Annotated in this window: 24 protein-coding genes and 1 riboswitch; of the genes, 12 read left to right on the top strand and 12 right to left on the bottom strand. The window is 59.3% G+C overall.

Translation table 11 applies throughout. The features are described 5' to 3' along the window. Positions 1 to 246 precede the first annotated feature (246 nt). The 4 genes from phnE to AEQ67_RS03465 are packed head-to-tail and all read right to left on the bottom strand — an operon-like array spanning position 247 to position 3,486. Positions 247 to 1,014, bottom strand: a complete 768-nt coding sequence (gene phnE / locus AEQ67_RS03480) for a phosphonate ABC transporter, permease protein PhnE (protein WP_059402496.1) — start codon at positions 1,012 to 1,014, stop codon at positions 247 to 249. After that, positions 1,011 to 1,838, bottom strand: coding sequence for a PhnE/PtxC family ABC transporter permease (locus AEQ67_RS03475; RefSeq protein WP_059402495.1), 828 nt, complete (start codon positions 1,836 to 1,838; stop codon positions 1,011 to 1,013). Before AEQ67_RS03475 ends, phnE begins: the two co-directional genes overlap by 4 nt. Continuing rightward, positions 1,832 to 2,629 (bottom strand): phosphonate ABC transporter ATP-binding protein, encoded by a 798-nt coding sequence (locus AEQ67_RS03470; protein WP_059402494.1) that lies wholly within the window; start codon positions 2,627 to 2,629, stop codon positions 1,832 to 1,834. The genes AEQ67_RS03475 and AEQ67_RS03470 overlap by 7 nt, the downstream gene beginning before the upstream one ends. Beyond that, positions 2,626 to 3,486, bottom strand: coding sequence for a putative selenate ABC transporter substrate-binding protein (locus AEQ67_RS03465; RefSeq protein ID WP_059402493.1), 861 nt, complete (start codon positions 3,484 to 3,486; stop codon positions 2,626 to 2,628). The genes AEQ67_RS03470 and AEQ67_RS03465 overlap by 4 nt, the downstream gene beginning before the upstream one ends. Positions 3,487 to 3,797: 311 nt before the next feature. Between AEQ67_RS03465 and AEQ67_RS03460 the strand changes: the two genes are divergently transcribed. From AEQ67_RS03460 to AEQ67_RS33525, 3 genes are read left to right on the top strand one after another with little or no spacing between them, the layout of a single operon-like run. Next, positions 3,798 to 4,418: a dihydrofolate reductase family protein gene (locus AEQ67_RS03460; protein ID WP_059402492.1), complete on the top strand. Its 621-nt coding sequence runs from the start codon at positions 3,798 to 3,800 to the stop codon at positions 4,416 to 4,418. A gap of 39 nt (positions 4,419 to 4,457) precedes the next feature. Further along, positions 4,458 to 4,937 (top strand): VOC family protein, encoded by a 480-nt coding sequence (locus AEQ67_RS03455; protein ID WP_059402491.1) that lies wholly within the window; start codon positions 4,458 to 4,460, stop codon positions 4,935 to 4,937. A gap of 32 nt (positions 4,938 to 4,969) precedes the next feature. After that, positions 4,970 to 5,362, top strand: a complete 393-nt coding sequence (locus tag AEQ67_RS33525) for a GFA family protein (RefSeq protein ID WP_082377772.1) — start codon at positions 4,970 to 4,972, stop codon at positions 5,360 to 5,362. A 264-nt stretch (positions 5,363 to 5,626) separates the two neighbouring features. On the opposite strand, the gene AEQ67_RS33520 is transcribed toward AEQ67_RS33525, so the two are convergent. From AEQ67_RS33520 to AEQ67_RS03425, 6 genes are all read right to left on the bottom strand, one after another. After that, on the bottom strand, positions 5,627 to 5,917 hold the full coding sequence (locus tag AEQ67_RS33520; protein WP_082377771.1) for a hypothetical protein: 291 nt from the start codon (positions 5,915 to 5,917) through the stop codon (positions 5,627 to 5,629). Positions 5,918 to 6,007: 90 nt separating this feature from the next. Further along, a complete protein-coding gene (locus tag AEQ67_RS03445) occupies positions 6,008 to 6,799 on the bottom strand; it encodes an ABC transporter ATP-binding protein (RefSeq protein WP_059402489.1) in 792 nt (263 codons plus the stop codon). Then, positions 6,796 to 7,812 carry a FecCD family ABC transporter permease gene (locus AEQ67_RS03440; RefSeq protein WP_059402488.1) on the bottom strand — a complete coding sequence of 339 codons (1,017 nt, stop codon included), beginning with the start codon at positions 7,810 to 7,812 and terminating at the stop codon, positions 6,796 to 6,798. Before AEQ67_RS03440 ends, AEQ67_RS03445 begins: the two co-directional genes overlap by 4 nt. Then, positions 7,809 to 8,822 (bottom strand): ABC transporter substrate-binding protein, encoded by a 1,014-nt coding sequence (locus AEQ67_RS03435; protein ID WP_059402487.1) that lies wholly within the window; start codon positions 8,820 to 8,822, stop codon positions 7,809 to 7,811. The genes AEQ67_RS03440 and AEQ67_RS03435 overlap by 4 nt, the downstream gene beginning before the upstream one ends. Before the next feature lie 144 nt (positions 8,823 to 8,966). Further along, positions 8,967 to 9,162, bottom strand: a riboswitch (cobalamin riboswitch). A gap of 14 nt (positions 9,163 to 9,176) precedes the next feature. Further along, positions 9,177 to 9,851, bottom strand: a complete 675-nt coding sequence (locus AEQ67_RS03430; RefSeq protein WP_059402486.1) for a class I SAM-dependent methyltransferase — start codon at positions 9,849 to 9,851, stop codon at positions 9,177 to 9,179. 98 nt (positions 9,852 to 9,949) lie between these two features. Then, the gene (locus AEQ67_RS03425; protein WP_059402485.1) at positions 9,950 to 10,708 is read right to left on the bottom strand and encodes a sulfite exporter TauE/SafE family protein; all 759 of its coding nucleotides are present in this window, start codon (positions 10,706 to 10,708) and stop codon (positions 9,950 to 9,952) included. A 97-nt stretch (positions 10,709 to 10,805) separates the two neighbouring features. Here AEQ67_RS03425 and pdxR point away from each other — a divergent pair, with 97 nt between their 5' ends. From pdxR to AEQ67_RS03405, 4 genes are all read left to right on the top strand, one after another. Then, positions 10,806 to 12,302, top strand: coding sequence for a MocR-like pyridoxine biosynthesis transcription factor PdxR (pdxR, locus tag AEQ67_RS03420; RefSeq protein WP_059402484.1), 1,497 nt, complete (start codon positions 10,806 to 10,808; stop codon positions 12,300 to 12,302). A 78-nt stretch (positions 12,303 to 12,380) separates the two neighbouring features. Continuing rightward, positions 12,381 to 13,307: a LysR family transcriptional regulator gene (locus AEQ67_RS03415; protein ID WP_059402483.1), complete on the top strand. Its 927-nt coding sequence runs from the start codon at positions 12,381 to 12,383 to the stop codon at positions 13,305 to 13,307. Between the two features lie 301 nt (positions 13,308 to 13,608). Next, on the top strand, positions 13,609 to 14,919 hold the full coding sequence (locus AEQ67_RS03410; protein ID WP_059402482.1) for an MFS transporter: 1,311 nt from the start codon (positions 13,609 to 13,611) through the stop codon (positions 14,917 to 14,919). A gap of 98 nt (positions 14,920 to 15,017) precedes the next feature. After that, the gene (locus tag AEQ67_RS03405) at positions 15,018 to 16,034 is read left to right on the top strand and encodes a M14 family metallopeptidase (protein WP_059402481.1); all 1,017 of its coding nucleotides are present in this window, start codon (positions 15,018 to 15,020) and stop codon (positions 16,032 to 16,034) included. A gap of 117 nt (positions 16,035 to 16,151) precedes the next feature. Here AEQ67_RS03405 and AEQ67_RS03400 read toward each other — a convergent pair whose 3' ends face one another. Beyond that, entirely contained in the window at positions 16,152 to 16,577 is a 426-nt protein-coding gene (locus AEQ67_RS03400; protein ID WP_059402480.1) for a hypothetical protein, read from the bottom strand. Between the two features lie 202 nt (positions 16,578 to 16,779). Between AEQ67_RS03400 and AEQ67_RS03395 the strand changes: the two genes are divergently transcribed. After that, positions 16,780 to 17,439: a TetR/AcrR family transcriptional regulator gene (locus tag AEQ67_RS03395; protein ID WP_059402479.1), complete on the top strand. Its 660-nt coding sequence runs from the start codon at positions 16,780 to 16,782 to the stop codon at positions 17,437 to 17,439. A 772-nt stretch (positions 17,440 to 18,211) separates the two neighbouring features. Here AEQ67_RS03395 and AEQ67_RS03390 read toward each other — a convergent pair. Further along, positions 18,212 to 19,357: an alkene reductase gene (locus AEQ67_RS03390; RefSeq protein WP_059402478.1), complete on the bottom strand. Its 1,146-nt coding sequence runs from the start codon at positions 19,355 to 19,357 to the stop codon at positions 18,212 to 18,214. A gap of 83 nt (positions 19,358 to 19,440) precedes the next feature. Between AEQ67_RS03390 and AEQ67_RS03385 the strand changes: the two genes are divergently transcribed. From AEQ67_RS03385 to AEQ67_RS03370, 4 genes are all read left to right on the top strand, one after another. Further along, positions 19,441 to 19,830 (top strand): winged helix-turn-helix transcriptional regulator, encoded by a 390-nt coding sequence (locus tag AEQ67_RS03385; RefSeq protein ID WP_059402477.1) that lies wholly within the window; start codon positions 19,441 to 19,443, stop codon positions 19,828 to 19,830. A gap of 138 nt (positions 19,831 to 19,968) precedes the next feature. Then, a complete protein-coding gene (locus AEQ67_RS03380) occupies positions 19,969 to 21,333 on the top strand; it encodes an MFS transporter (protein WP_059402476.1) in 1,365 nt (454 codons plus the stop codon). 62 nt (positions 21,334 to 21,395) lie between these two features. Continuing rightward, positions 21,396 to 22,385, top strand: a complete 990-nt coding sequence (locus tag AEQ67_RS03375) for a LysR family transcriptional regulator (RefSeq protein ID WP_059402475.1) — start codon at positions 21,396 to 21,398, stop codon at positions 22,383 to 22,385. Then, the gene (locus tag AEQ67_RS03370) at positions 22,372 to 23,784 is read left to right on the top strand and encodes an aspartate ammonia-lyase (RefSeq protein WP_059402474.1); all 1,413 of its coding nucleotides are present in this window, start codon (positions 22,372 to 22,374) and stop codon (positions 23,782 to 23,784) included. Before AEQ67_RS03375 ends, AEQ67_RS03370 begins: the two co-directional genes overlap by 14 nt. The last annotated feature ends 402 nt before the right edge of the window (positions 23,785 to 24,186 follow it).

Genomic DNA, 24,186 nt, shown 5'->3' with positions numbered 1-24,186 from the left:
GCGCAACGGTTATCCTGTTACAACGCGTTATCGTTAACGTCCTTCGCTGGCAAGCCAGCTCCTACAGGGGATGGCGTAAGTGAGCGGTGCTGCCGGAAGCTGCGATTTTTTGATCTTGCTCATGCTTCGTCGGCGGATTCCCAACGAACGCAACACCTGAAAACCACCGTCCCCCTGTAGGAGCTGGCTTGCCAGCGAAGGTCTCCAGAGCGCCGGGTTTGATCAGTAACGTTACAGGGACGACCATCACGCCTTGACCCAACGCTGGCGGCTCCAGCTGCTCAGCGTATCCACGGCAAACACCAACAACAGCATGGCCAGAATCACGGTGCTGGCTTGAGCTTCCTGGAACAGGCTGAGGCTGACGTAGAGCATCTGCCCCAAGCCACCCGCGCCGACAAAGCCGAGCACGCTGGCCATGCGGATGTTGTTTTCCCAGCGGTACAGGATGTAGGCCAGTAGCTGTGGCAGCAGGTTGGGCAGGGTGCCGTAGCAGAACGCCCATGCGGCGTTGCCGCCCTGGAGGCGGATCGCATCGGCAGGTTCCGGTGGGGTGTTTTCCAGTGCTTCGGCGAACAGCCGTCCGAGCACGCCGGTGGTATGCAGGGCCAATGCCAGGGTGCCGGCATTGGGGCCGAGTCCGGCGGCCAGGACCATCAGCGCAGCCCACACCAGTTCCGGCACCGCGCGCAAGCCGTTGAGCACAAGGCGTGATGAGCTCTTGAGCGGCCAGCCGAATCGCCCTGCCGCAGGCAGTGCCAATAGCAGGCCAAACACCGCCGCGAGCAGGGTGCCAAGGGCGGACATGGCGATGGTTTCCAGGGCACCATGGCTGATGGCTTGCAGGTGACCGGGGCTCAGGTCCGGGCTGAGAAAACGTTGCGCGTAGGCACCCATTTGCTTCAGGTTGCCGCTGCCGCCCAACTCGCCAAGGTCGATGCCCAGATAGATGAACGAGGCGGCGACCGCAGCGACGATGCCGAGGAGCAGTGCCAGATTGATCAGGCGATTCATGCCAGCCTCCAGCGCAGCAGGCGGCTGAGTTGGTCGGCGAGCAGCACCAGTACGAGGAAGGTCAGCAACAGGCTGGCCACTTCGCCGCTGGCGAACATGCGCAGCGACAGGTCCATTTGCTGACCCAGACCGCCGGCACCGACAAAGCCCATCACCACCGAAGCGCGAATGGCGCATTCCCAGCGGTACACCGTGTACGACAGCAGCTCCGCCGCGACATTGGGCAGGATCCCGTAGCAAAACGCCGCGAGCCGACCGCTGCCTGCTTGCAGCAGCGCGTGGGCCGGGCGCTGGTCGACCGACTCGAAAATTTCCGCATAGACCTTGCCGAGCATGCCGCTGTAGGTAATGGCGATGGCCAGTACGCCGGCCGTGGGACCGAGGCCGACGGCGCGCACGAACAGCAGGGCCCAGACGAGTTCCGGCACGCGACGCAGGAAGATCGGCAAACCACGTACCGGCCAGCGCAGCGGTGGACCCCAGCAGCTCGGGCGACCGCCACGGGAAGCCGCAGACAGGGACAGGGCGCGACTGGCCAGCAGGCTGGCGGGAATTGCCAACAGCAACGCCAATGCCATGCCGGCCGTGGCGATGGCCAGGGTCTGCAAGGTGGCCTGCAACAACAACTGGATGAATGCCTGATCATGGGCGGGTGGCCAGAAGGCTGATATAAACCGGCCCATCTCGCTCTGACTGTCACCCGCCACCAGTACGCTCAGGTCCAGCTCGCTGAAGTGGATGCTCGGCCACAGCAGGGCAATGGCCAACAAGGTGAGCAACAGGCGGGGCCGGGCGGCCGGATCTCGGGAATCGCGCGTCAGCATCGGGGAATCTGCACACTCAAGGGCGTAACGGGAGTCGGGGAGGGCTGTAGCTGCTCGTTCGCGTAGAGCCTGTCGAGCAGCTCGCGGTCGACTTCGCTGGCCGGGAGATCGAACAGGATCTGCCCATCACGCAAGCCGATAATGCGCGAGAAGTGCGCCAACGCCAGCTCCACCGCATGCAGGCTGGCAACCAGGGTGACGTTGTGCTCCCGGGCATGGTGGCAGAGGACCGACAGCGTGTGCTCGGCCAACACCGGGTCCATCGCCGATACCGGTTCATCGGCCAGCAACACCTCGGGCGCCTGATACAACACACGGGCAATGCCCACGCGCTGTAGCTGACCACCGGACAGTTGCTGGCACTGCGCGAACAATTTGTCGTTCAGGTCCAGCCTGGCCAATGCGGAGCGCGCCCCCGGAATATCCAGCGGATGCACCAGGTTCAGCAGGCTTTTGCCCAGGCCCCACTGGCCAATCTTTCCGGCCAGAACCGCTGTAACCACACGTTGGCGCGGTGGCAGGGGCGGCGCCTGATGCACCAGACCGATGCGCGCGCGCAAGCGCTGACGCTGCCGGGCAGAAAGCTGCCACGCCCGTTCGCCGAGCACTTGCAGCTCGCCGCTGCTCGGTCGCAGGGCGGTGGCCAGCAGATTGAGCAGGCTCGACTTGCCCGCGCCGGACGGGCCGATGATGGCGACCTGTTCGCTGGCACCGATGTGCAGATCCAGGCTACGCAATGCCTGGACACCATTGACGTGGGTGAGGCTGACGCCGGTCAAATGCAATGTCATTTGAGCAGTTCGGCGGCGCGTGCGGCTTCCTCGATGCTCTTGTAGTTGTCAGGACTGGTTTCGATGAAGCGGCTGGCGGCTTGCAGATCGAGAATTTCCTTGTCTGCCGGTTTCGCCGGATCGAGGGCAAGGAAGGCTGCCTTGATCTTGGCCGCGAGCGCCGGATCAAGAGTCCCGCGCACAGTCCAGTTGTAGTCGAAGTACGCCGGGGTGGTGGCAAACACTCTGACCTTGGTGGTGTCGACCTTGCCCGCGGCGACCAGTTTTTCCCACACGCTGGCGTTCAGTACCCCGGCGTCGACCTTGCCGGCCTGGACCCAGGCGACGGTGGCGTCATGAGCGCCGGAGTAGCCAACGCGACTGAAATAGGTTTCCGGCTTGATGCCGTCCTTGAGCATGAAATAGCGCGGCATCAGGCTGCCTGACGTGGAGGACACCGAGCCGAAGGCAAAGGTCTTGCCCTTGAGGTCGGCGAGGGACTTGACGGCCGGGTCGGCGGTGATGAATTTGCTGGTGAACTGGGCATCCTGTTCACGCTGTACCAGCGGAATGACAGGAGTGGTAGCGTCGGTTTTCAGGCGAGCCTGCACGAACGTGAAACCACCCAGCCAGGCCATGTCGATTCGGTCAGTGGCCAGCGCCTCGACCACGGCCGGATAGTCGCTGACTGGCACGAACTCGACCTTCATGCCGGTTTTCTGCTCCAGATAGGCGCCCAGCGGCTTGAATTTGCGCAGCAGTTCGGTGGGGGCTTCATCAGGAATGGCGCTGACTTTCAGGGTGTCGGCGGCCTGTGCAAGCAGGGTGCAAACAGACAGGGACAAGCCGACGGCCAACGCCAGGGTACGTTTGAGCATGGAGGTTCTCCGGTTCGTTAGCGAAAGAGTGTCGATGCGCCTGGCACACGCTGATGGCTGCCCTGGCGCTTTATGAGGGTAGACGAAACGCAGCGATTATAAGCACTCCTGCGTCGTTGACCTGCTTTGTTCGTATCCGTAGGACGACAAGGAACTTTGTCCGACAGACCCTATCGACAAGAAATACGACATGGCCTGTCGATTTCGCAGCGTCTCGTTCGACTATCCGTTAAGCAATGCCTCTGACCGGTCGCAATGAACGCGGGCGTTCCCGTTACGAGCACTTCCACGAGGACGAACAGGAGAAAAACATGCGCAAGCTCACCGTAGCCGCATTCATTAGTCTGGATGGTGTCATTCAAGCGCCCGGCGGGCCTGAAGAAGACACCAGCGACGGTTTCCGCTTCGGTGGCTGGATAGTGCCCTACGCCGATGAAACCACCGGCCAGGCCATACAGACGTTGTTCTCGCAGCCGTTCGAGTTGCTGCTGGGGCGTCGTACTTACGACATATTCGCAGCGTATTGGCCGAAGATACCGGCCAGTTCGAACAACCGCATCGCCGACCTGTTCAACAGCGTCCCCAAGCATGTGGTCACGCATCGATCCGCTACGCTTGATTGGCAGAACAGCCACGCGTTGCGGGGCGACCTTGGCGACGCGATACGCGCGCTCAAGCATCAAGACGGCGCCGACCTGTTGACGCAGGGCAGCGGCGAAACGGTGCGGCAACTGCTTGCCGCCGATTTTGTGGATGAGATTCGACTCATGATCTTTCCAATCATCCTGGGCCGCGGCAAGCGCTTGTTCGACGACAACGCACAAGCGTCAGCCTTCACTTTGGCGCACTCGAGCAGCACGCCTGGCGGTGTGCTGATCACCCGCTACGTGCGCAGTGGGGAGGTGCGTACAGGAACGTTCGAAGAACATTGAGCAGGTAAAAACAGTCCGTCCCAACCTTGGAGAACCAAAATGGTCAGCAAAAACACAATTTGCCTCTGGTACGACGGCAGCGCATTGGACGCTGCAAAGTTTTACGCCGAGACGTTCCCGGACAGTGCGGTAGGCGCGGTCGTTCGCGCGCCTGGCGACTATCCGGCGGGCAAACAGGGCGATGTCTTGACGGTCGAGTTCACGGTAATGGGCATCCCATGTCTGGGGCTGAACGGGGGCTCGGGGGTCCAGCACAACGAAGCCTTTTCGTTCCAGGTGGCGACCGACGACCAAACTGAAACAGACCGCTTGTGGAACGCGATTATCGGAAACGGTGGCCGGGCAAACGTATGTGGCTGGTGCCAGGACAAGTGGGGATTGTCGTGGCAGATCACGCCGCGCGTCCTGACGGCTGCAATAGCCAACCCCGATCGCGCGGCGGCCAAGCGCGCGTTCGACGCCATGATGCAAATGGGTAAGATCGACATTGCTGCAATTGAAGCGGCTGTGGGACGGTAATCAGCAAGGCTTGGTGTTAGAGGAGGCGCAGCATGCAACGATTCACTGGTGGTTGCGTGTGCGGCAACGTGCGAATAGAGGCATCGGGGCTCCCTTATCGGGTCGGCCTTTGTCATTGCCTCGACTGCCGCAAGCATCATGGGGCGCTTTTTCACGCCTCCGCGATATTCCCGCAGGATGCGGTGACGATCGATGGCGAAACACGCGACTACGCCGGGCGGTATTTCTGTCCCCGCTGCGGCTCTTCCGTTTTCGCACGCAGCGGCGATGAAATCGAAGTAAACCTGGGATCCCTGGATGCCCCTGACCAACTGAAGCCAACCTACGAAAGCTGGATCGTCCGTCGCGAGGCCTGGTTGCCGCCGTTTCCGCTGACCAGACGCTACGAGCGTGATCGTGACGGCACGGGTCGCTTTGAGAAGTAGATCGCCCTGGCTAATGCCAGTCAGTTAAGCAATTTCTGCAGCAACGCATACTTTGTAGCAGCTGGCGAAGCCTGCGTTCGGCTCGGGCCGCGATCGGACGCAGCAGTCGTAGACTCACACGATGCGGTGCGTCAGACCCACCGGTTTATCAGGGTTTACGACTGCTGCGTCCGATCGCGGCCCGAGCCGAACGCAGGCTTCGCCAGCTGCTACAACGTATGCGTTATGGCTTAACTGACCGGCATTAGTCGCACTGGCGCTCTATTAATGTCTGCACTGCGCCAACACCACTTGGCAGGTATCCGGCGTGCCACCGGAGCGGCCGGCATAGCGTATGCAATTATCCAGGGATTTTTTGCGAGCCATGCTCAAGGAGTCGCCCCACGCCAGGCCGCCCTCGCCGACAGTGGGTAGCGCTTTTGCATAGCAGGCCGAGCCTGTGTTTGAAGCCGAATAGCGAGCCGTCGCAGCTTTGCCTGCACATCCGGCTGTCAGCGCCAGGTTGATGGCGAGCAGGGAGAGCAGGACCCATGACGAGCATTGTGTTCCGGTCATCCCGTTTCCCCTGGATCAAGAGGCTGGAGGCGTATTTTGGTGGTGCTCTACTTAGATTAGACGGTATCGCGCCTGCACCAGTCCGAGACTTCAAACAGAACGAAATCGCAGAATCTGCGCGCCGTCGAAAGGATCAATAAGGTAATGCGCGTGCACGCCGAATGTTTCCTGCAAACGTTGCGGGGTCAGCACCTCCAATGGTTTGCCGAGGGCCACCAGTCGCCCCCGTTCCAATATCGCCAAACGATCACAGGTCAGCGCCTGATTCAGATCATGCAGGGCGATCAATGTTGTCACCGGCAGCGCCTGTACAACTTTTAGAATGGCCAGCTGATGCTGGATATCCAGGTGATTGGTCGGTTCGTCCAGCAACAGAATCTGCGGGCGTTGGGCCAAGGCGCGCGCGATGTGCACGCGCTGACGTTCACCGCCGGACAGGCTGTGCCAGGTACGGTTTTTCAGGTGCGCCGCATCGACGTCCTGCAGCGCCTGCTGGACGATGGCATCGTCTTCATTCGACCATGGGCTCAAGGCCGATAGCCACGGCGTTCGGCCCAGGGCCACGGCATCAAACACACTGATGGCATCCAGGGTGTCGGCCTGTTGCTCAACCACCGCCAGGGTTTGCGCGATGGTCCGTCGTGACAGCCCCTTGAGGCGCTGGCCATTCAGGTGGATGTCGCCACGGCCAGGGGTGCGCACGCCAGCCAGCAGCTTGAGCAGCGTGGATTTGCCCGAACCGTTGGGCCCGACGATGCCCAGGGTCTCGCCACGTCGGATGTTCAGGTCAATGTTGTGCAGCAGTTCAGCGTCGCGGACATGGAAACCGAGGCCGGAACAACTCAGTACGGATTGACCGATAACCGGCTGGGCAGCACTCATCGGGCATTCCTCCGACCGATCAGGATCAAGGCGAATACCGGCGCGCCGACCAGTGCGGTGATGACGCCGACCGGGATCACCTGGCCCTTGATCAGCGTTCGGGAGAGCACATCGGCGGCGATCAGAAACACTGCGCCCCCTAGCGCGCTCGCCGGCAGCAGGCGCGTATGCCGGGTGCCCAGCAGCAGTCGCACGGCATGGGGAATGACCAGCCCGACGAAACCAATGGAGCCGACAATCGACACCATCACCGCGGTCACCAGTGCGGCGCAACTGATCAGCAGAAATTGCACGCGACGCACCGGAATGCCGAGCGAGGCGGCCGAGTCGGCGCCAAAGGTGAAGGCATCCAGCGCCCGTCGATGCCAGAGGCACACCGCGAGACCGGTCAGTGCCACGGGCACCGACAGCCACACCGACGGCCAGCGCACCCCGCTGAGATTGCCCAGTAACCAGAACATGATGCCGCGAGCCTGTTCGGAACTGGCAGACTTGGTGATCAGAAACGCCGTAAGCGCGTTGAACAACTGCGAGCCGGCAATCCCCGCCAGAATGATCTGCCCGGAGCCGCCCGGTGAACGGCTGGCACGGGCCAGCAAAACCACCACGGCGAAGGCGGCAACGGCCCCGGCAAACGCCCCGACCGACAGCGAAATCAGTCCGCCACCCAAGCCCAGCAATGCCACCAGCACCGCCCCCGTCGAGGCGCCGGCGGAGATGCCCAGCAAGTAGGGATCGGCCAGCGGGTTTCGCAACAGCGATTGCAGGATCACCCCGCAGGTGGCCAGACCCGCTCCGCAAGCCGCTGCCACTAGCGCGCGGGTCAGGCGGTAATTCCAGACGATGCCTTCGTCGATCGGATCAAGAACGTAACCGGCCGCCCACAGCTTGTTGGCCAGTACCTGGAACACCACGTTGGGTTCGATGCTCGTCTCACCGATGGCCACACCGGCAATTACCGCCAGCAGCAGGGTGAGCAATGCCAGCAGTGTACGAATCAGTGTCCCGGTCATTTCGGCAGGTCGTAGCCATTGATGGCGGTGGCCAGGGTTTCAAGACCGTCGAACATCCTTACGCTGGCCTGCATGGCCATGGCGTCGAGGATGATGATGCGGTTGTTTTTCACGGCGTCCATGTTGCGGGTCACCGGGTCGTTGCGCAGGAATTCCAGTTTCTTGAGGTGGTCGTCAGCGGGGAAACGACGGCGATCCATGCGGGCGATGACCAGGAAAGTCGGGTTGGCCTTGGCGATGGTTTCCCAGCCAACGGTCGGCCATTCTTCATCGGACTCCACCACGTTGCGCACACCCAGGGTGTTGAGCATGAAGTCGGGAATGCCCTTGTGCCCGGCGACGTAGGGGTCGATATCGAGGCTGGCGCTGGAGAACCAGAACAGCGCGCTGGTGTGCTTCAGGTCTTTGTTCTGCACCGTCGCAATGGACTTGGCCAGGCTGGCCTTGAGGTCGGTGTTCAGTTGCTGGCCACGGTCCTGCACATCGAAGATTTCAGCCAGTTGGCTGATGCTTTTATAAATGCTGTCGATGCGAAAGGCCTCCAACCGTGTGCCGTCGGCACCGACCAGATTATCCTTGGCTTCGCAGTCGGAGGGCATCAGGTAGGTCGGGATCTTCAATTCGTGAAACTGCTCGCGGGTTCCGACCACGCCTTGCGGGCCGACCATCCACTCCAGTTCCACCGCCACCAGCCCCGGACGCTTGCCGATCACCGCCTCGAAACTTGGCTCGTTATCGGCCAGGCGCTGGATCTTGTCGTTCTGCGTCTTGTACTTGGCCAGCACATCGTTGAACCACAGCGACGTTCCAACCACCTTGTCGCTCAGTCCCATGGCATAGAGCATTTCGGTGCCGGCCTGGCCGATGGTCACGACGCTGTCCGGCGCCCGCTGGAACGTCAGCGTGCTGCCGCAGTTTTCGACAGTCAGGGGGTAATGAGTCGGCGCCGCATGGGCGAGGGTGCACAGACCCAGGGCGGTGACGAGGGTGGCAAGGCGGGACAGCAGCATGACGCAATCTCCATTTGAACCGTATCCGGAGCAGAGGTATACGGTCTGGAAACACATCATCTAACGCTGCCGACAAAGCAGTGAAGTGCCGATCACTCAGGTAACGCACGGCGCAAGGATGTCCTTCCCGGACACCCCGCCGGTTAGTGATTTGCTTGGCCGGCAGGTCTCCTGACTGATGCGTCATCGCCTGGCTCCAGCCTTCCCGAGAGTGATCTCAGTGGCAATCCAGGAGCAGGCTCAGCACCTACAGTTGCGGGGGCAGTTCCGATTGACGCCAGGCAAGGCGTTTCGGATTCCCTATTAATCCCATTTGGAAACCGGCGGCGGCATGGTAGTCGATCATGCCGTTTATCACCACTCACGTTGCTCGGCCACCAACAGCAATGACTGCGGAACAGGACTTTGCGGATGTTGCGGCTCCTGCAGGCCGGCCAGCCGAAAACCGGCCATGTCCAGCGCATTAATCCAACTGGATAAAGTGCGGAAGTACCACGGCATGGGTTGCCACTGGCCCTTGAACCCCGCGAAGGTTTCGTTGCGCCAGCCATCCTGATAGTCGCCCGCCGCTGCGGTCCACGGATGCAGCGTCTGGATCACCAGTGCGCCGCCAGGGGCGAGCAGGGCGTTCATGGCGGCGAGCAGTGGAATGATGTCCTGATGCAGCAGCGCGAAGTTGGCGCAGATCAGGTTGTAATCGCGGCCGATGTCCACCCTCGCCTCCACCAACGCTTCATAGCTCGCCACATGTACCGGCGAAGAGCCCGCCGCCCGCGCCGCTTCGACCAGCGTCGCATCGCCATCCACACCGACCGCCTCGATGGACCGTTCAGTCAACGCACGCAACAGCCAACCCTCGCCGCAGCCCAGGTCGAGTACCCGCTCAGGCTGGCGACTTTGCACCGCCAGCAGGATTGCCTGGTCGGTGACCTGGCGGCGGCTTTCGATGGCGCCGGTGCGCACGGCTTCGATCCAGGAGGTGGCGTTGTGGTGCCAGCTTTGGAGGAGGGTGGATTCGGGGGCAGGCATGTCGATGTCCGGACTGTGTGGTTGGATGAAAGGATAGGACAAGCATAAGCCGCCGCGTAATTTCTCTTCCCCGCAGCGTGTCGATTGCGACCGCGTTCTCAGGCCATATAGCCACCGACGCCATCCCACAGCAGTTTCAGCGCCGTGACGACGAGCAGGCCGTAGCAGGCACGATACATCTGGCGCTGGTCCAGTTTGGCGTGCAATCGCCAGCCAAGCCAGACGCCGCAAGGCACGGCGAGCAGGCAAATGAGCATCAGGCTCAGTACGTTGCCTGTCGGTCTGGCCAGGAGCAACCACGGCGCGGCCTTAAGCAGATTGCCGACTGTAAAGAACATGCTGGTCGTTCCGGCATAGACCTGCTTGCTCAGGCCGAGCGGCAGCAGGTAGATCGCCAGCGGTGGCCCGCCTGAATGCGCGACCATGGTCGTGACGCCCGATGTGATGCCGGCCGCCACTGCCTTGGGCGCCGAGCGCGGCCGCACCCTGACTTCTGCGCCCGCCTTGAACCAGAGGCCGACAAACGTCAACGTGACCGCCGCCATCACGATGGCGACGGCGCGGTGATCCATCACGCGAAAAAGCAGATAGCCGACGCCGATTCCGACGATAAGGCCAGGGACCAGCAGTTTCAGGTCCGGTTTTGACCAGGTTGACGGCTTCCAGTAGCGCAGGCTGAACACGTCCATGGCGATGAACAACGGCGCGAGCAGGCCGCCGGCCGTGATCGGGTCCATCACCAGCGACAGCAGCGGGATACCGACGATGGCAAAGCCGCCGCCGAACGCGCCCTTCATGAAACAGATCAGAAAGACGCCGGCGAAGGTGACCAGGAGAGTGGTGGCAGTCAGTTCCATGGTGGTGTCTCCCGGGGGATTTCATTTCGGGTGGCTGGGTATCCATAATGTCGATCACGACCTGCACCCTGGAAAGTGCCAGTTTTGAGGTTTCCCCATGGGCCAGTTTTCAACCGAGCCGGATGCATCCTCCCGCGGTGCGGAACGCCGTATCTATGCCCGGCTGCGCGCGCAGATTGAAGACGGCACGCTTGCAGCGGGCACGAGGCTGGTGTCGACGCGAGCCATGGCGGCCGAACTCGGTGTTTCGCGAACCACGGTGACCGCGGCGTACGAGCAACTGGCGGCCGAGGGCTTTGTCGTCACATCGGCGGGTAAAGCCGCCACGGTAGCGAGCGTGAGCAGCACCCCGTCCGGGCACGCCAAAGCGAGCTCGGCGCCGGATAAGGACCAGCCGCCTGCACTTTCCCGGTACGGGCAGCGTGTTGCCGTCATGCAGCCATACAGCATGGCGTCGCCTCGTGCCCGCATCGATTTCAGGTACGGCTCGGTCGCCTCAAGGGATTTTCCGGCCCTGGGTTGGCAGCGCGCCTATCGTGCCGAACTGGTCAAGCGTCAACCGAGCCTCGCGTACGGCCAGCCCGAGGGGGAAGCGCGTTTGCGCAGTGCGCTGCAAGGCTATCTGCGACGGGCACGAGGCCTGGCGTGCGATGCGGATCAAATTCTCGTGGTGCATGGCTCGCAGCAGGGACTTGACCTGTGCGCCCGGCTTCTATTGAACCCCGCAGATGCTTTCGTCTTCGAGGAGCCGGGTTACCGCATGGCCAGATACTGCTTTGAGGCCACGGGCGCGACAGCGTTGCCCATCCCCGTCGACGCCTCTGGACTGGATACCCGCGCGCTGCCGGAAGATGATCGCGTGCGCCTGGCCTTCGTCACGCCGTCGCACCAGTTTCCCATGGGCGCGGTGCTTTCTGTTGCTCGTCGCCAAGAACTGCTGAGTTGGGCGAGCCGGCATCGCGCGTGGATCATCGAGGATGATTACGGTGGCGAATTTCGTTATGGCCAGCGTCCCATCGACGCGCTGCAATCCATGGATTCGGATGCTCGGGTGATTTATGTCGGGACCTTCTCCAAGGCACTCTCACCGCAGCTCAGGCTGGGGTATCTGGTTCTGCCGCGCGAGTTAGTTCACGTTTTTCGCGAAGCCAAACGGCTGACGGATCGACACTCACCGCGCTGGGAGCAAAACGTTCTCGCCTCATTGATTGAAAGTGGCACCTATGAGCGCCACGTTCGCCGCCTGCGCCGGGACAACGAACACCGACGAAAAGCACTGCTGCAAGCGTTTGAACAGCATCTGGCGGGGTACGGGCAACTGGTTGGCATGGCGGCGGGGCTGCATGGCGTGCTGCTGCTTCCGGCACTTCGCGTTGAGGACGAGCCCACGTTGCAGGCCGCCTCGCTCAAGCACGGAATCGGCGTTTATCCGCTCTCGCCACTGTTTGCCGACCCCTCGTCGGCAGCGCACGAGCGCCCTGCAGGACTCATTTTGGGCTACGCGGGCCTGACGACGCAGGAGATTGATGAAGGGATTGAAATACTCGCCGCTGTGATTCGCGAGCTTATGGGTGATCTTGGGGCCAGGGGCTGATAAGTTCGCGTGTCGCAGCTGCGCAAGCGCCCTGCTAAATAGACGTTCCACTGCACAAAGAGGGGGCTGGCAATCACGATGCAACTCGAATGGCTCGAAGACTTTATCGAACTGGCCCGCACTCGCAGCCTGTCCCGTGCCGCAGAGATCCGCTGCGTGACACATCCCGCATTCGGCCGGCGTATTCGGGCGTTGGAGGAGTGGGTCGGCTCTTCGCTGATCGAGCGCAAGCAGCCGCTGTCGTTGACGCCTGCCGGTTTACTCTTTCTAGAGGCGGCAACGCAATCGGTGGAGTTGCTGGCGGCGGTGCGGGCGCAATTTCAGGGAGGAGGGTTGAGCCACGACGAGCCGGTGCGCATTGCGACGGGGCGGACCCTGGCCAGTGATTTTTTCCCCGACTGGTACGAGTCTCTGAACGAACAGTTCGGCTGTTTCCCGGTGTCACTGATTACCAGTGGTGCGCAGGAGGCAATAATGAAATTGTCCGCCGGCGATGTGGATTTGCTGCTGAGTTTTTCCAGCCCGCTGACACAGGTACTGATTGACCCTGAGCGTTTTGAATCGTTGGTTCTCGCCTATGAAGAGTTGCTGCCGGTCAGCGCACCGGACGATCAGGGACGGCCTATGTTCCAGATTTCCACCAACAGCAGCGCATCTACCATCCCCTGGTTGGCCTTTTCTCCGACACTCGCACTGCGCGGAGTGCTTGCCCAGCACTTGGCGCGGCTGCCGCAGCGGCTGGCATTGCGCATGATTTATCAAGCAGACTCTTACGATGCTATTCAGGAAATGGCCAAGCGTGGCAATGGTCTCGCCTGGCTGCCACGAATGGTCGCCAAAAATGCCCTGGCGTCGGGAGAGTTGTTGATGGCTGGCGGTCCCGAGTTTCGGATCAGCTTCGACGTGTCCTTGCATCGCCTGCGCTCCAACGAGAGCAAGCTGGTGAAGAAAATATGGCAAGGTCTTCTGTTGCGTCATGCCGTGCACGACAACAATTTGGCCTGAATGCCTGCTGACGCGTGCACTCATTACGGGCGCGCAAAAATAAATCGGCGTTTTGATCGTGCTGAAAAGGTCGTGCTAAACGGCGTGTGCCGAATGAGCCCAAAGATGTGCCCAAACAGCAATTGCCAAGGCACAGGGCTTCACTCAATTTGGCTCCGGGCCGAGTCGCCATGAAGACGCAAACCTTCGTCAGGCACTCGGTTGTTTTCACCCATAACAATTAATGCCATCGATCTCATCGAACCGTATTGCGGCTCGGTGAATACGCCAGGCCATTGTGAAACGCACCCGGGACTAACTCATGAACGTTCAATCATCAATCGTGCAGCCCGCACAGGCTTCCACCCAGCGAGGTCCCTGGAAGGAAATCATCGCTGCCAGTATCGGTAACGCTCTCGAGTTTTATGACTTACTGATTTACGGCTATTTCGCGGTGGTGATCGGGAAGTTGTTTTTCCCATCCGACAACGAAACGACTTCATTGCTGCTCAGCGTCGGTTCCTTCGGCATTTCCTTTTTGATGCGCCCGCTGGGTGCCATGGTGCTGGGCTCATACGCCGATCGGGTGGGGCGCAAGGCCTCGCTGACGATGTCGATCATGATCATGATGATCGGCACCGCGATGATCACTTTTGTCCCTTCCTATGAGCAGATCGGACTGGCTGCGCCGCTTGTGATTATTGTTGCGCGCATGCTGCAAGGCTTTTCAACAGGAGGGGAGTTCGGCGCCGCGACCGCCTTCATGGTCGAACACGCTGATGCTCGGCGACGTGGTTTTTTTGCCAGTTGGCAGCTGTCGACCCAAGGTCTGGCGACCGTACTGGCGGCCGGGGTCAGTGCACTGCTCAGCTACCTGTTGTCGGATGTGCAATTGAATGATTGGGGCTGGCGTGTCGCCTTCGGTATTGGGTTGCTGATCGGGCCCGTGGGTTACTACATCCGTAGCCAGATTGACGAGACTCCGGACTTCAAGAAGACCGTCGCGAACGTTCAGAATAAAACGCCATTGCGTGATGTGTTGGTCAAAGGTCATGTCAGCTTGCTGCTGGCTATCGGGGTGGTCGCTGGTGCGACGGCGTTCAACTACGTGCATAAACTGTATATGCCGATCTATGCCTTGAAGCAGTTACACATAGCGGCTACGTACTCATACCTCGGAGCGCTGGTGACCGGCGCGACCCTGATGATCATGGCACCGGTATTCGGTGGCCTGTCGGATCGCCATGGTCGGTTTCGGGTGCTGACCCTTGCCCTGCTGATTACTGGTTTGTCGTCCTACCCGATGTTCCTGCTGCTCAACACCTTTCCCAGCGTAGGGGTCTTGCTGCTGGTGCAAGCCATTGTGGGCATCTTGATCGCCGCGTGCCTTGGGCCGATTCCGGCGATGCTGGCCGATATATTTCCCACCAGTATTCGTGGCACAGGCCTGGCGCTCAGCTACAACTTTTCGGTCACCCTGTTTGGCGGTTTCGCCCCGTTGATCGTGACCTGGATGATTGATGCCACCGGCAACAAGCTGGCACCCAGCTTCTACGTCATGGCGACTGTATTGATCAGTGTCATCGCCGTGATATGCCTTGGCCGTCGTATGCGTCACAACACCCCGAGCTGATCTTAAGACGTTCGCTTCAATCCATAAATCAAGTCGCCGTACATGCCGCGCCTGCAGGGTGCTCGGCAAGCGGGAACTATTGTCTGTCGGAGACCCAAATGAAGACCCTTGAACAAGTTCGTGCGTCCCTGAAACCCTATCCGGTAGAGGTTGAGTTTCCCGATATCCGTCAATGGAAAACGAGTAACTGCGGGGTCGACTACGTTCACAGCTTCGACAGCGGGATACCAGGACAACACGTAATGATCATGGCGCTGACCCATGGTAACGAAGTCAGCGGTGCCATTGCGGTTGACGCATTCCTGCGCAGTGGCTTGCGCCCTCGTCAGGGCCGGTTGAGCCTGGGTTTCGGCAACGTCGAGGCCTACCACCGCTTCGATCCACAGAACATCGATGCTACTCGTTACCTGGACGAAGACATGAACCGGGTCTGGTTACCTTCAAAGCTCGACGGCGTGCAAAGCTCTGTCGAACTGAGCCGGGCCCGTGAGTTGCGTCCCTTCGTTGAAAGCGTCGATTTGTTGCTCGACATCCACTCGATGCATGAAGAATCCGCTCCGCTGATGATGAGTGGTGCACGTATCAAGGGCTTGAAGTTCGCCGCAACCCTGGGCGTACCCGCAACAGTGATTGTCGACTCAGGTCACGCCAACGGCCGGCGCCTGCGTGACTACGATGATTTCAATGATGAAGCGAGCAAGAAAAATGCGTTGCTGATCGAGACCGGGCAACATTTTTCGAAGAAAAGCCAGCAGGTCGCACTGGATGTGGCCGCACGCTTTCTGATCACGACCCAAGCGGTGTTTGAAGAAGACGTCGCAGCGTTTCTGAGCACCGAAAAACTTGAGCCTCAGCGCTTTCTCCAAGTGACCGATTCGGTGGTTGCCAACAGTATGGATTTCAACTTCGTCGAGGAATTTCGCGGCCTGGAGTTGATTGAGCGTGCTGGGACGGTCATCGCTCGGGACGGCGCTCAGGAAATCGTCACGCCTTATGACAACTGCGTGTTGGTCCAGCCGTCACTCAGGCATCTCGGTCCCGGCGTCACCGTAGTACGACTGGCCAGGCTGATCGATATCTCGCACTACCACCTGCCTTCGCAAAACTCACTCTAACCCCCCGGATTAGGGTGGTGCTGTGACGAAGGCCGGCCGCGAAGGGCCGCTATCGATCCGGGGTGGATCTCACCCCGCACCGATAGGCTGCCCAAATGCTGCTACTGGGTTACTGCGTTATGACAGGCGTGATTCGCCTGTCGCGCTGTTCGAAAACTCGGCCGTGACGCCGATGCGCGAGAACACCTGCCACGCAAGAAGCAGCACGCTGCAGCCAATGAGCATGGATGCGACGGCAATCAATGGCTCGACTGACGGGAATCCCTTGAGGCGCAGCGTCAGTGCGCCGAGCATCACCGGGACGCCAACGTTGTACGTCCAGAACTGTGCTGCAGCAACGCGGCCTTCGGTGACTGACGGGTGCACGGTGCCGATGAGTCCGAACAGTGCCATCGACACCCATCCCAACAGATTGATATGGGCGTGTACTGCGAAGAGCGAGTGGTCGCCCGAAGCGCCCATCACCACCCCCAGCGCCACGCCAATGGCAAAGTAGATAGCCGCAAGTCGAAACCAGGTCCGCGAACGGGGATTGAGATTCATGGTATTCACCTCGTGCGCCCGGAGGCGCGCTCAGTTGCTGAAAAACTGATGTGAAGCGTTACTAAATGGAAGCGATGGTCAATCATTCGATCGACCTGCCATTGTGCTGGGAGGCTCATAACGGGCGACCTCTTGTTGGTGGGTGGCCATGTGTCTATTATGAGACTCATGTCTCATTAAAAGACGGAGTATCATTTATACCATGCCGACCCGGAAGTCAAGCCCGTCCATCCGTGACGGCGATTCGCAAGGCCGCGCCAACCAGAAGTTGCGCACGCGTCAAGCGCTTATCGATGCTGCCATCGCATTGCGCGACGAGGGCCATAACCCGACGGTCGCGCAAGTGGCCGAGCGTGCGATGGTCTCGCGCGCCACGGCGTATCGCTACTTTCCCTCGACCGAGGCGTTGATCAGCGAGACGGCGGCCGATCGTGAAATGACACCGCTGGAGCGCATGTGGCAGCCGGGAGACGATCCGGTAAAGGGCATTGGTCTGGCGGCGAACGCGTTGAACAAACTCTTGATCGACGACGAGATCGGCCTGCACGTGATGGAACGCTCGTTCATGACGGTGTGGCTCGAAAGTGAGTCCCATGATCCCCTGCGGCCAGGCCGTCGCATGAGCTACATTGAGCCGATTGTCGACTCGCTGAAGGACGTGCTCTCACCGCGGGCGCGTAAACGACTGAAGCAGGCGTTGTCGATTGTCATGGGCACCGAGGCATTGATCGCTGTGCGCGATATCGGTGGTGCTAGCGTTGAAGAGTCACTCAACACCGCCGCCTGGGCGGCGCGGGCGCTTGTTCGTCAGGCGCTGGCGGAGGATGAACAGGCGCGAGGAAAGCGCACGAAGCCTGAATAAAAGGGGGTGAGAGCAGGGGATAAATGCGGAGAACCCGGCTATGGCGTAATGCGCAAGGGATGGAGTACATATCCGTTTCTGCGGTAGCGGCGGCTGGCGGTTTCGCTTTTACAGCGACTCACTTTTTCAAACGCCAAAAAGTAAGCAAAAGGCTTTGCCCCTCCATTCGGTGCCTCGCCTAGGCTCGGCATGCCGTAACGAAGGCATCGCGGTGCCCCCTGCGCAACGCCTGCGTTCGGCCTCTGGGAAAGGGGCGGCAGATCGGGAGCCAAAGCAAAGCAACGGCAAGATCAAAAGCGTACGCAACATCTAAAAACCACCATCCCCCTGTAGGAGCTGGCTTGCCAGCGAAGAACTCAAATGCGCCACATTTATCCTGTTGAAACTCGTCATCGTTAACGTCCTTCGCTGGCAAGCCAGCTCCTACAGGGGAAGGGTGTACGCTGCTTTTCACCACTCATTAGGTCGAGCGTTAGCTCGCCTTCAGCTTTTGATTTTGACGCACAGCCCCCTCACGCCGAGTGGAGGTTCTGCGCAGTGGGCAACCCGGCATGGATGGCGGCGGGCCCACGGAGCAGGACCGGAGCGAGGGCATGCCGAGCCACAGCGAGGCACCGAACGAAAGGGGCAAGAGCGTTTGGTTACTTTGGGCTGGGCCGGCTTCCGGATTTTCAAAGTGACCCGCTGTAAGAGCGGAACCGCCAGCCGCCACAACCAAAAAAACGGATATGCCCCCAATAAAGCCCCCAGCCAAGGTTTCAGGTGCGATATATCAACTAAATTGCAGTGATAAGTAGTTTGGAAAATCGGTATAACCAACTTCTCCATTTCGAGTGTAATAACTAGACGGATCAGCCTCTATGACCGGCCAGTTATTCTGCAAACGCTTGACCAAGTCAGGATTGCCAACAAATGGCCGTCCAAATGCGATCAGATCGACATTCCAAGTATCGAGAGCGACTTTCCCAGAGGTTTTATCAAAACCACCACACCAGATAATCGTACCCTTATAGATATAACGAATTTTCTGAACCAGATCATTACTTAAATGACGCTGGTTAAAATCGCTGGAATTCATATTGCCTGACGGCATTAACTGATAAACCATATGCACATAGGCAATGTTTCTCCTGTCCAGCTGCGCGCAAAGATAAAGCAAGGTTTCTTCCACTTTGGGATCTTCGGGCATGCTGTTAAACCGCCCGAATGGCGACAGGCGAACACCTACCCGATCCGGTCCCAATACAGCTGCAGCGGCATCAACTACCTCAAGAAGAAAACGAGTTCTCGATTCCAGTGTCTGCCCGCCATAGCAGTCAGTGCGCGTGTTGAGGGTTGAGTTAATGAACTGATCGACAAGGTATCCGTTGGCCCCATGAATTTCCACGCCATCGAATCCTGCGACGTCAGCGTTTTTAGCGGCTTGTGCAAATTCATTCACAACATGAGACACGTCTTCGATGGACATTTGTCGTGGCTGGCTTGCCCGGACAAATGTGGCCCTACCTTCAGCATCGTAAGCAAAAACATCGGATTCGCTCGCCGCCTCATCAGTAACGCCCCAAGGCGCTTCACCATTGGGCATCAGCGATGTATGCGCCATCCGGCCCACGTGCCACAGCTGGGCGAAGATCCGGCCAGCATTGCGGTGCACCTCATCGGTCACCCTGCGCCAACCTTGAATCTGGGCCTGCGAATAGATGCCAGGCGTCCGAGCGTAGCCCTTGCTGTGTGGGGAAACGTCGGCCGCTTCAGTTATGATCAACCCGGCACTGGCACGCTGGCTGTAGTACTTGGCCATCAATGCCGTCGGAACATCGCCTTCGGACGACCTCGCGCGAGTCATCGGTGCCATCACGACACGGTTTTTCAGACTGATTTTACCGCCAAGTGTATGAGGAGTGAGTAAGTTGACCATGTGATTATCCCGTTGCTGAACGAAGTCCAGGCAGGGTAGCCTTTGATTAAAACTCCATTCCACAGACAAATAGGTGTGTAAGAATGCAAGTCATTAAGCATCTGCCCGGTTTGCCAATTGAAAGAGCACTGAGCGTTGTCTCGGGGCGATGGAAGGCGGTCATTATCTACGTGCTGTTAGAAGGGCCGCAGCGTATATGCTCTCTCGAAAATAATATCCAGGGTATTTCGCAAAAAGTTCTTATTGGTCAGCTTAGAGCGCTTGAAAGTCATGGTCTCGTCTATCGGTTGTTCTTTGCGGAAGAACCACAAAGAATTGATTATGCGCTAACCCCTCTAGGCATGAGTCTCGAACCATTACTTAAAAGTCTGTACGACTGGGGGGTAAGTCACGCGAAGGAAATGGGCGAGTTTCATCGGCTTCTTCCTTGCGAGGCTGTCGTAAACCTATCGGCAGAGAGGGCTGGAGAATAAGTAAAAATGCACGTCAGTATTAGCGATCTTGATACTGCAATTGCGAATGCTGAAATACTGATGATGAAGCCATAGACTCATTTCGTGCCCGGCGCCCGCGTCGGATCCAACAACTATAAAAAGTAAGCGGAGACACGAATGAGCAAGCAAGTATCGTTCGAAGACCTACCGCTGACCCGCTTCCATATCAGGACGGTGTTCAGTGGTACGGGTGGCCAATTCAGTGATGGCTTCGTACTTGGAATTATCGGCATCGCCGTCAGCATGGCGGCGGGCCCGTTGCAACTCACTGCATTGTGGATGGGACTGCTGGGCGCTGCGTCGCTCGCTGGCCTTTTCCTGGGTAGCCTGATCGCAGGCCCCCTCGCGGACAAGTATGGGCGCAGGACAATCTTCGCCTGGGACATGCTGCTGTTCGCCATCATTTCCGCCTCCCAGTTTTTCGTCACCTCACCCGAGCAATTGCTGGTGCTGCGTTTGCTGCTGGGTCTTGTGTTGGGTTTCGATTATGTCGTCAGCAAATCGCTGGTCACGGAGTTCGCCCCGCGTCGCTATCGCGGGCGGCTGCTGAGCATACTCGCGGTGGCTTGGGCCGCCGGCTACGTCGCGGCCTATCTGGTGGGCTTCGCTGTTCGCGATATCGGCCCGGATGCCTGGCGCATCATGCTGGCGTTAAGCGGCCTTCCCGCATTGCTCATCCTGCCGTTGCGCATGGGCGTGCCTGAGTCGCCGATCTGGTTGATGGCGCGTGGACGTACTCAGGAAGCCATGGACATCGTGCGCAGTAAGTTCGGGCCCAATGTCAGCCTGCCGGAGCCAGTGAGTGCGCCGAAGAAAAAAGGCGGTAATTGGGCGGAGCTGTTCAGCAACCGCTGGCGTAAAAACACTGTGGTCGGGTGTGTCTTCTACACCTGCCAGGTCGTTCCGTTCTTCGCCCTGGGCACCTTTTCGCCAAGAGTCCTCGAAGCGCTGAACGTCGGCGACAAGTTCGTCGGTGGTCTGGTCTACAACGTGCTGCTCATGTTGGGCGCAATCCTCGGGTTGTTGTGTATTGACCGAATCTCGCGTCGCGCCTTTCTCGTCGGCACCTTCTTCCTGAGCGCTTTGAGTCTTGCCGTGCTCGCCTATGCCGGTTTCGGTCCCTTGGGAACCATTCTGGCCTTCGGCCTCTTTGCCTGCGTGCTTGCTGCCGCGGTGAATCTGGAGTTCGTCTATCCCCCTGAACTATTCCCGACCCATCTGCGTGCTTCCGGTATCGGTCTTGCGGTCGCGTCCAGCCGTTTCGGCTCTGCTTTTGCTACGTTCTTGCTGCCTATCGCCGTGCAAAGCCTCGGCATCCAGACGGCCTTGGGTATCTGCGTTGGCGTGTTGATATTCGGCGGCGTGTTCTGCCACCTGTTTGCGCCGGAAACCAGCAAGGAAGATCTCTCTGGCGTAACGCCTGATGGGCACGGTCTAGCGGCAGCCTTCGCTACGCCGGCCGCAGTCCGCGAGGGGAAGTGACGGGCGAGGAGGCGATGGTCGCACTAAAGTCTTTCCGACCTGATAGAGCGAGTACAGACCTAATGACAGCGAACAAACTCATCGACATGTATGCGGTTCAGGTATTCATCGCCGTGGCCGAGGAAGGCAGCATGTCGGGCGCAGCTACGCGCATGGGGATCTCCCAGTCGGGCGTATCGCAGATGGTCCGCCAACTAGAGGAAGAGCTTGGAGTGATCCTGGTGGATCGATCAACTCGCCCTCTGGCCTTGACCACCTACGGGATTGCGCTGCGCAATCGCGGCTCGGTGTTGAGTGAGGAAATTTCCCATCTCAAGGCGCAAGTGGTGGATGCCGGGGGAGGCGTGAAGCCTGACCTGCGAATCGGTCTTGTCGATTCGTTTGCCGCGACCTGCGGCTCGGTCTTCACCAAGCGGCTTTTGGGAAAAGTCTCGCAGTTATCGATTCGGACAGGCTTGAGTCCGCAACAAGGTGAGGCGCTGTTGCGCCGTGACCTGGATCTGATCGTGACCAGCGATCCACTCATGGATACCAACGACGTGATCCGCTATCGGCTGTTCTCGGAAAAATACTTTGTCATTACCCCAAAGGATTTGCACAAGAACATCACGAGCATTGAAGACATCCGGGCGATGGCCAACGTCCTGCCGGTGGTTCGCTTCAATCGTGGTTCGCAGGTCGGGCTGCAGATCGAGCGCCATCTTCGCAGCTTGAGCGTGCGCGTGCCCAATCGGCTGGAGTTGGACAACGCCGACGCCCTGACCTCAATGGTTGCCGAAAGTATCGGCTGGGCCGTTACGAGCCCGATGTGCTTTCTCCAGGCGTCGGCCTGGGTCGACAAGGTGAACGTACACCTGACCCCCGAGCTCGGGCTCGAAAGGTCGCTCTACCTGGTGGCCCGAAGAGATGAATACAGCACTTTTTTCGCGGATGCCTGCGAAACAGCGCGCGAGGTGGTTCTCAACTCATTTTTGCCACGCCTGCAGTCCATGGGCTGCGGGGTTGAGACGTTAATAAATTCTGATGAGGGCAGTACTCTTGAATACTTTTGAGCGCAAGGAATACAGGCTGGAACGTGACTATGTGGGTGACGTTCAGATCGCTGCCGACAAACTCTACGGCGTGAACTCGGTGCGTGGCTTCGATAACCTCAGCGTTTCACCGCTGACGGTCGCTCACTACGCCGAATTTCGTAATGCGTTCGCCCAGTGCAAGTGGGCGGCGGCGCTTGCGAACCTGGATAGCGGCGTACTGGCGCGTGATCAATGCAATGCCATCGTGCAAGCCTGCAAGGACGTCATCGACGGCCAATGCGATGACTCACTGATTGTCGATCTGCTGGAAGGCTCGGGTGGTACGTCCACCAACATGAACTTCAATGAAGTCATTGCCAACCGTGCCCAGCAGGTCCTGGGGCATGCGGCGGGCTCCTACGACATCATCCATCCGAACGACCACGTCAATATCTCGCAGTCGACCAACGATGTTTATCCCGCGGCAATGAAGATTGCTACCTACGCAATGTTCGGGCCTCTGATCAGCGAGGTCGAGTTGCTCGCCAAACAGTTCGACCAGAAGGCCGAGCAGTTTGCCGATGTCCTGCACCTGGGCCGCACCTGCCTGCAAGATGGCCAGCCTATGCGACTGGGGCAGGTGTTCTCCGGCTACGCTTCACTCACCCATCGCCTGGCTGCCGAACTGGCCAACGTACGTGACAAGCTGCGCACGCTGCCGCTCGGTGGCACGGCCATTGGCACCGGCTTCGGTGCGCCGCCGGCCTACCGGACGTTTGCGTTCGCGCACCTGGAGGCGATCACCGGGGTCGTGTATCAAGCGCCGTCAAACCCCTTCGATGCGATGCAGAATATGGACGTGTTCTCCCGGGTTTCCGCAGAACTGCGCACCTGTTCCGCTTCATTGGCAAAGGTCGCCTCCGACCTGACGGTATTGTCCTCCGGCCCGGTGGGCGGTATTGGCGAGCTGAAGCTGCCAGAAGCCCAGGCCGGCTCGTCGATCATGCCGGGCAAGGTCAACCCGGTGTTGCCGATGGCGATGATCCAGCTGAGTTTCGCGGTGATCGGCAACGATGTTGCCGTGGCCCAGGCCGTGCAATACGGCGAACTGGAAATCAATCATTTCGAGCCAGTGGTTGCCTCCCGGGTATTTGACAGCATCACGCTGCTGACCAACGGCATTCAGCGCTTCCGTGAGAAGTGCGTGGCCGGGATCACTGCCGATGTAGCGCGCAACGAGCAGCACCTGACTGAGTCGATGGCTGTTGCCACTGCCTTGGTGCCGACGCTCGGCTATGCGCAAGTCAGTAAGCTCGCTCGTCAGTCGGTGGCGCAAGGTCGTTCACTGCTGACGATTCTGGAAGAGTCGGGGATCTTGTCTCGGGCAGAGGCGATGGCGGCTATTAATAAGGCGTCGTACCCGGTCTTCAACAACTGACCCCATCAATCAGGCGGCCGGACTAGCCTGGCCGCTTGAGTCCATCGCCACCATTTAGTCGTTTGCTGTCTGTCGCGGAGGCGGGTAAGGAAAAAGAATTTTCAGGCGGGGGTTGACCCCGTATTTTAATGCTGTAGTATTCGCCTCCCGCTGACGAGCAGTTTGCTGCTTGGTCTGGCCTAAGTGATTGATTTTGATAGTTAAATCAGTAGCTTTTAAGGGTTGCAAGTTGAGGGTGTGTGCTGTAAAGTGCGCGCCTCGGTTGAGACGAAAGATCTTAACCAACCGCTCTTTAACAACTGAATCAAGCAATTCGTGTGGGTGCTTGTGGAGTCAGACTGATAGTCAACAAGATTATCAGCATCACAAGTTACTCCGCGAGAAATCAAAGATGTAACCAAC

Source organism: Pseudomonas sp. RIT-PI-q (assembly GCF_001297125.1).
GTDB lineage: Bacteria > Pseudomonadota > Gammaproteobacteria > Pseudomonadales > Pseudomonadaceae > Aquipseudomonas.
Note: the sequence above shows the minus strand (reverse complement) of the source record. Positions and strands in the feature narration are given on the sequence as shown.

Coding starts and splice junctions, on each gene's coding strand:
- phnE (WP_059402496.1), bottom strand. CDS start 1,014: ATGAATCGCCTGATCAATCTGGCACTGCTCCTCGGCATCGTCGCTGCG.
- AEQ67_RS03475 (WP_059402495.1), bottom strand. CDS start 1,838: ATGCTGACGCGCGATTCCCGAGATCCGGCCGCCCGGCCCCGCCTGTTG.
- AEQ67_RS03470 (WP_059402494.1), bottom strand. CDS start 2,629: ATGACATTGCATTTGACCGGCGTCAGCCTCACCCACGTCAATGGTGTC.
- AEQ67_RS03465 (WP_059402493.1), bottom strand. CDS start 3,486: ATGCTCAAACGTACCCTGGCGTTGGCCGTCGGCTTGTCCCTGTCTGTT.
- AEQ67_RS03460 (WP_059402492.1), top strand. CDS start 3,798: ATGCGCAAGCTCACCGTAGCCGCATTCATTAGTCTGGATGGTGTCATT.
- AEQ67_RS03455 (WP_059402491.1), top strand. CDS start 4,458: ATGGTCAGCAAAAACACAATTTGCCTCTGGTACGACGGCAGCGCATTG.
- AEQ67_RS33525 (WP_082377772.1), top strand. CDS start 4,970: ATGCAACGATTCACTGGTGGTTGCGTGTGCGGCAACGTGCGAATAGAG.
- AEQ67_RS33520 (WP_082377771.1), bottom strand. CDS start 5,917: ATGACCGGAACACAATGCTCGTCATGGGTCCTGCTCTCCCTGCTCGCC.
- AEQ67_RS03445 (WP_059402489.1), bottom strand. CDS start 6,799: ATGAGTGCTGCCCAGCCGGTTATCGGTCAATCCGTACTGAGTTGTTCC.
- AEQ67_RS03440 (WP_059402488.1), bottom strand. CDS start 7,812: ATGACCGGGACACTGATTCGTACACTGCTGGCATTGCTCACCCTGCTG.
- AEQ67_RS03435 (WP_059402487.1), bottom strand. CDS start 8,822: ATGCTGCTGTCCCGCCTTGCCACCCTCGTCACCGCCCTGGGTCTGTGC.
- AEQ67_RS03430 (WP_059402486.1), bottom strand. CDS start 9,851: ATGCCTGCCCCCGAATCCACCCTCCTCCAAAGCTGGCACCACAACGCC.
- AEQ67_RS03425 (WP_059402485.1), bottom strand. CDS start 10,708: ATGGAACTGACTGCCACCACTCTCCTGGTCACCTTCGCCGGCGTCTTT.
- pdxR (WP_059402484.1), top strand. CDS start 10,806: ATGGGCCAGTTTTCAACCGAGCCGGATGCATCCTCCCGCGGTGCGGAA.
- AEQ67_RS03415 (WP_059402483.1), top strand. CDS start 12,381: ATGCAACTCGAATGGCTCGAAGACTTTATCGAACTGGCCCGCACTCGC.
- AEQ67_RS03410 (WP_059402482.1), top strand. CDS start 13,609: ATGAACGTTCAATCATCAATCGTGCAGCCCGCACAGGCTTCCACCCAG.
- AEQ67_RS03405 (WP_059402481.1), top strand. CDS start 15,018: ATGAAGACCCTTGAACAAGTTCGTGCGTCCCTGAAACCCTATCCGGTA.
- AEQ67_RS03400 (WP_059402480.1), bottom strand. CDS start 16,577: ATGAATCTCAATCCCCGTTCGCGGACCTGGTTTCGACTTGCGGCTATC.
- AEQ67_RS03395 (WP_059402479.1), top strand. CDS start 16,780: ATGCCGACCCGGAAGTCAAGCCCGTCCATCCGTGACGGCGATTCGCAA.
- AEQ67_RS03390 (WP_059402478.1), bottom strand. CDS start 19,357: ATGGTCAACTTACTCACTCCTCATACACTTGGCGGTAAAATCAGTCTG.
- AEQ67_RS03385 (WP_059402477.1), top strand. CDS start 19,441: ATGCAAGTCATTAAGCATCTGCCCGGTTTGCCAATTGAAAGAGCACTG.
- AEQ67_RS03380 (WP_059402476.1), top strand. CDS start 19,969: ATGAGCAAGCAAGTATCGTTCGAAGACCTACCGCTGACCCGCTTCCAT.
- AEQ67_RS03375 (WP_059402475.1), top strand. CDS start 21,396: ATGACAGCGAACAAACTCATCGACATGTATGCGGTTCAGGTATTCATC.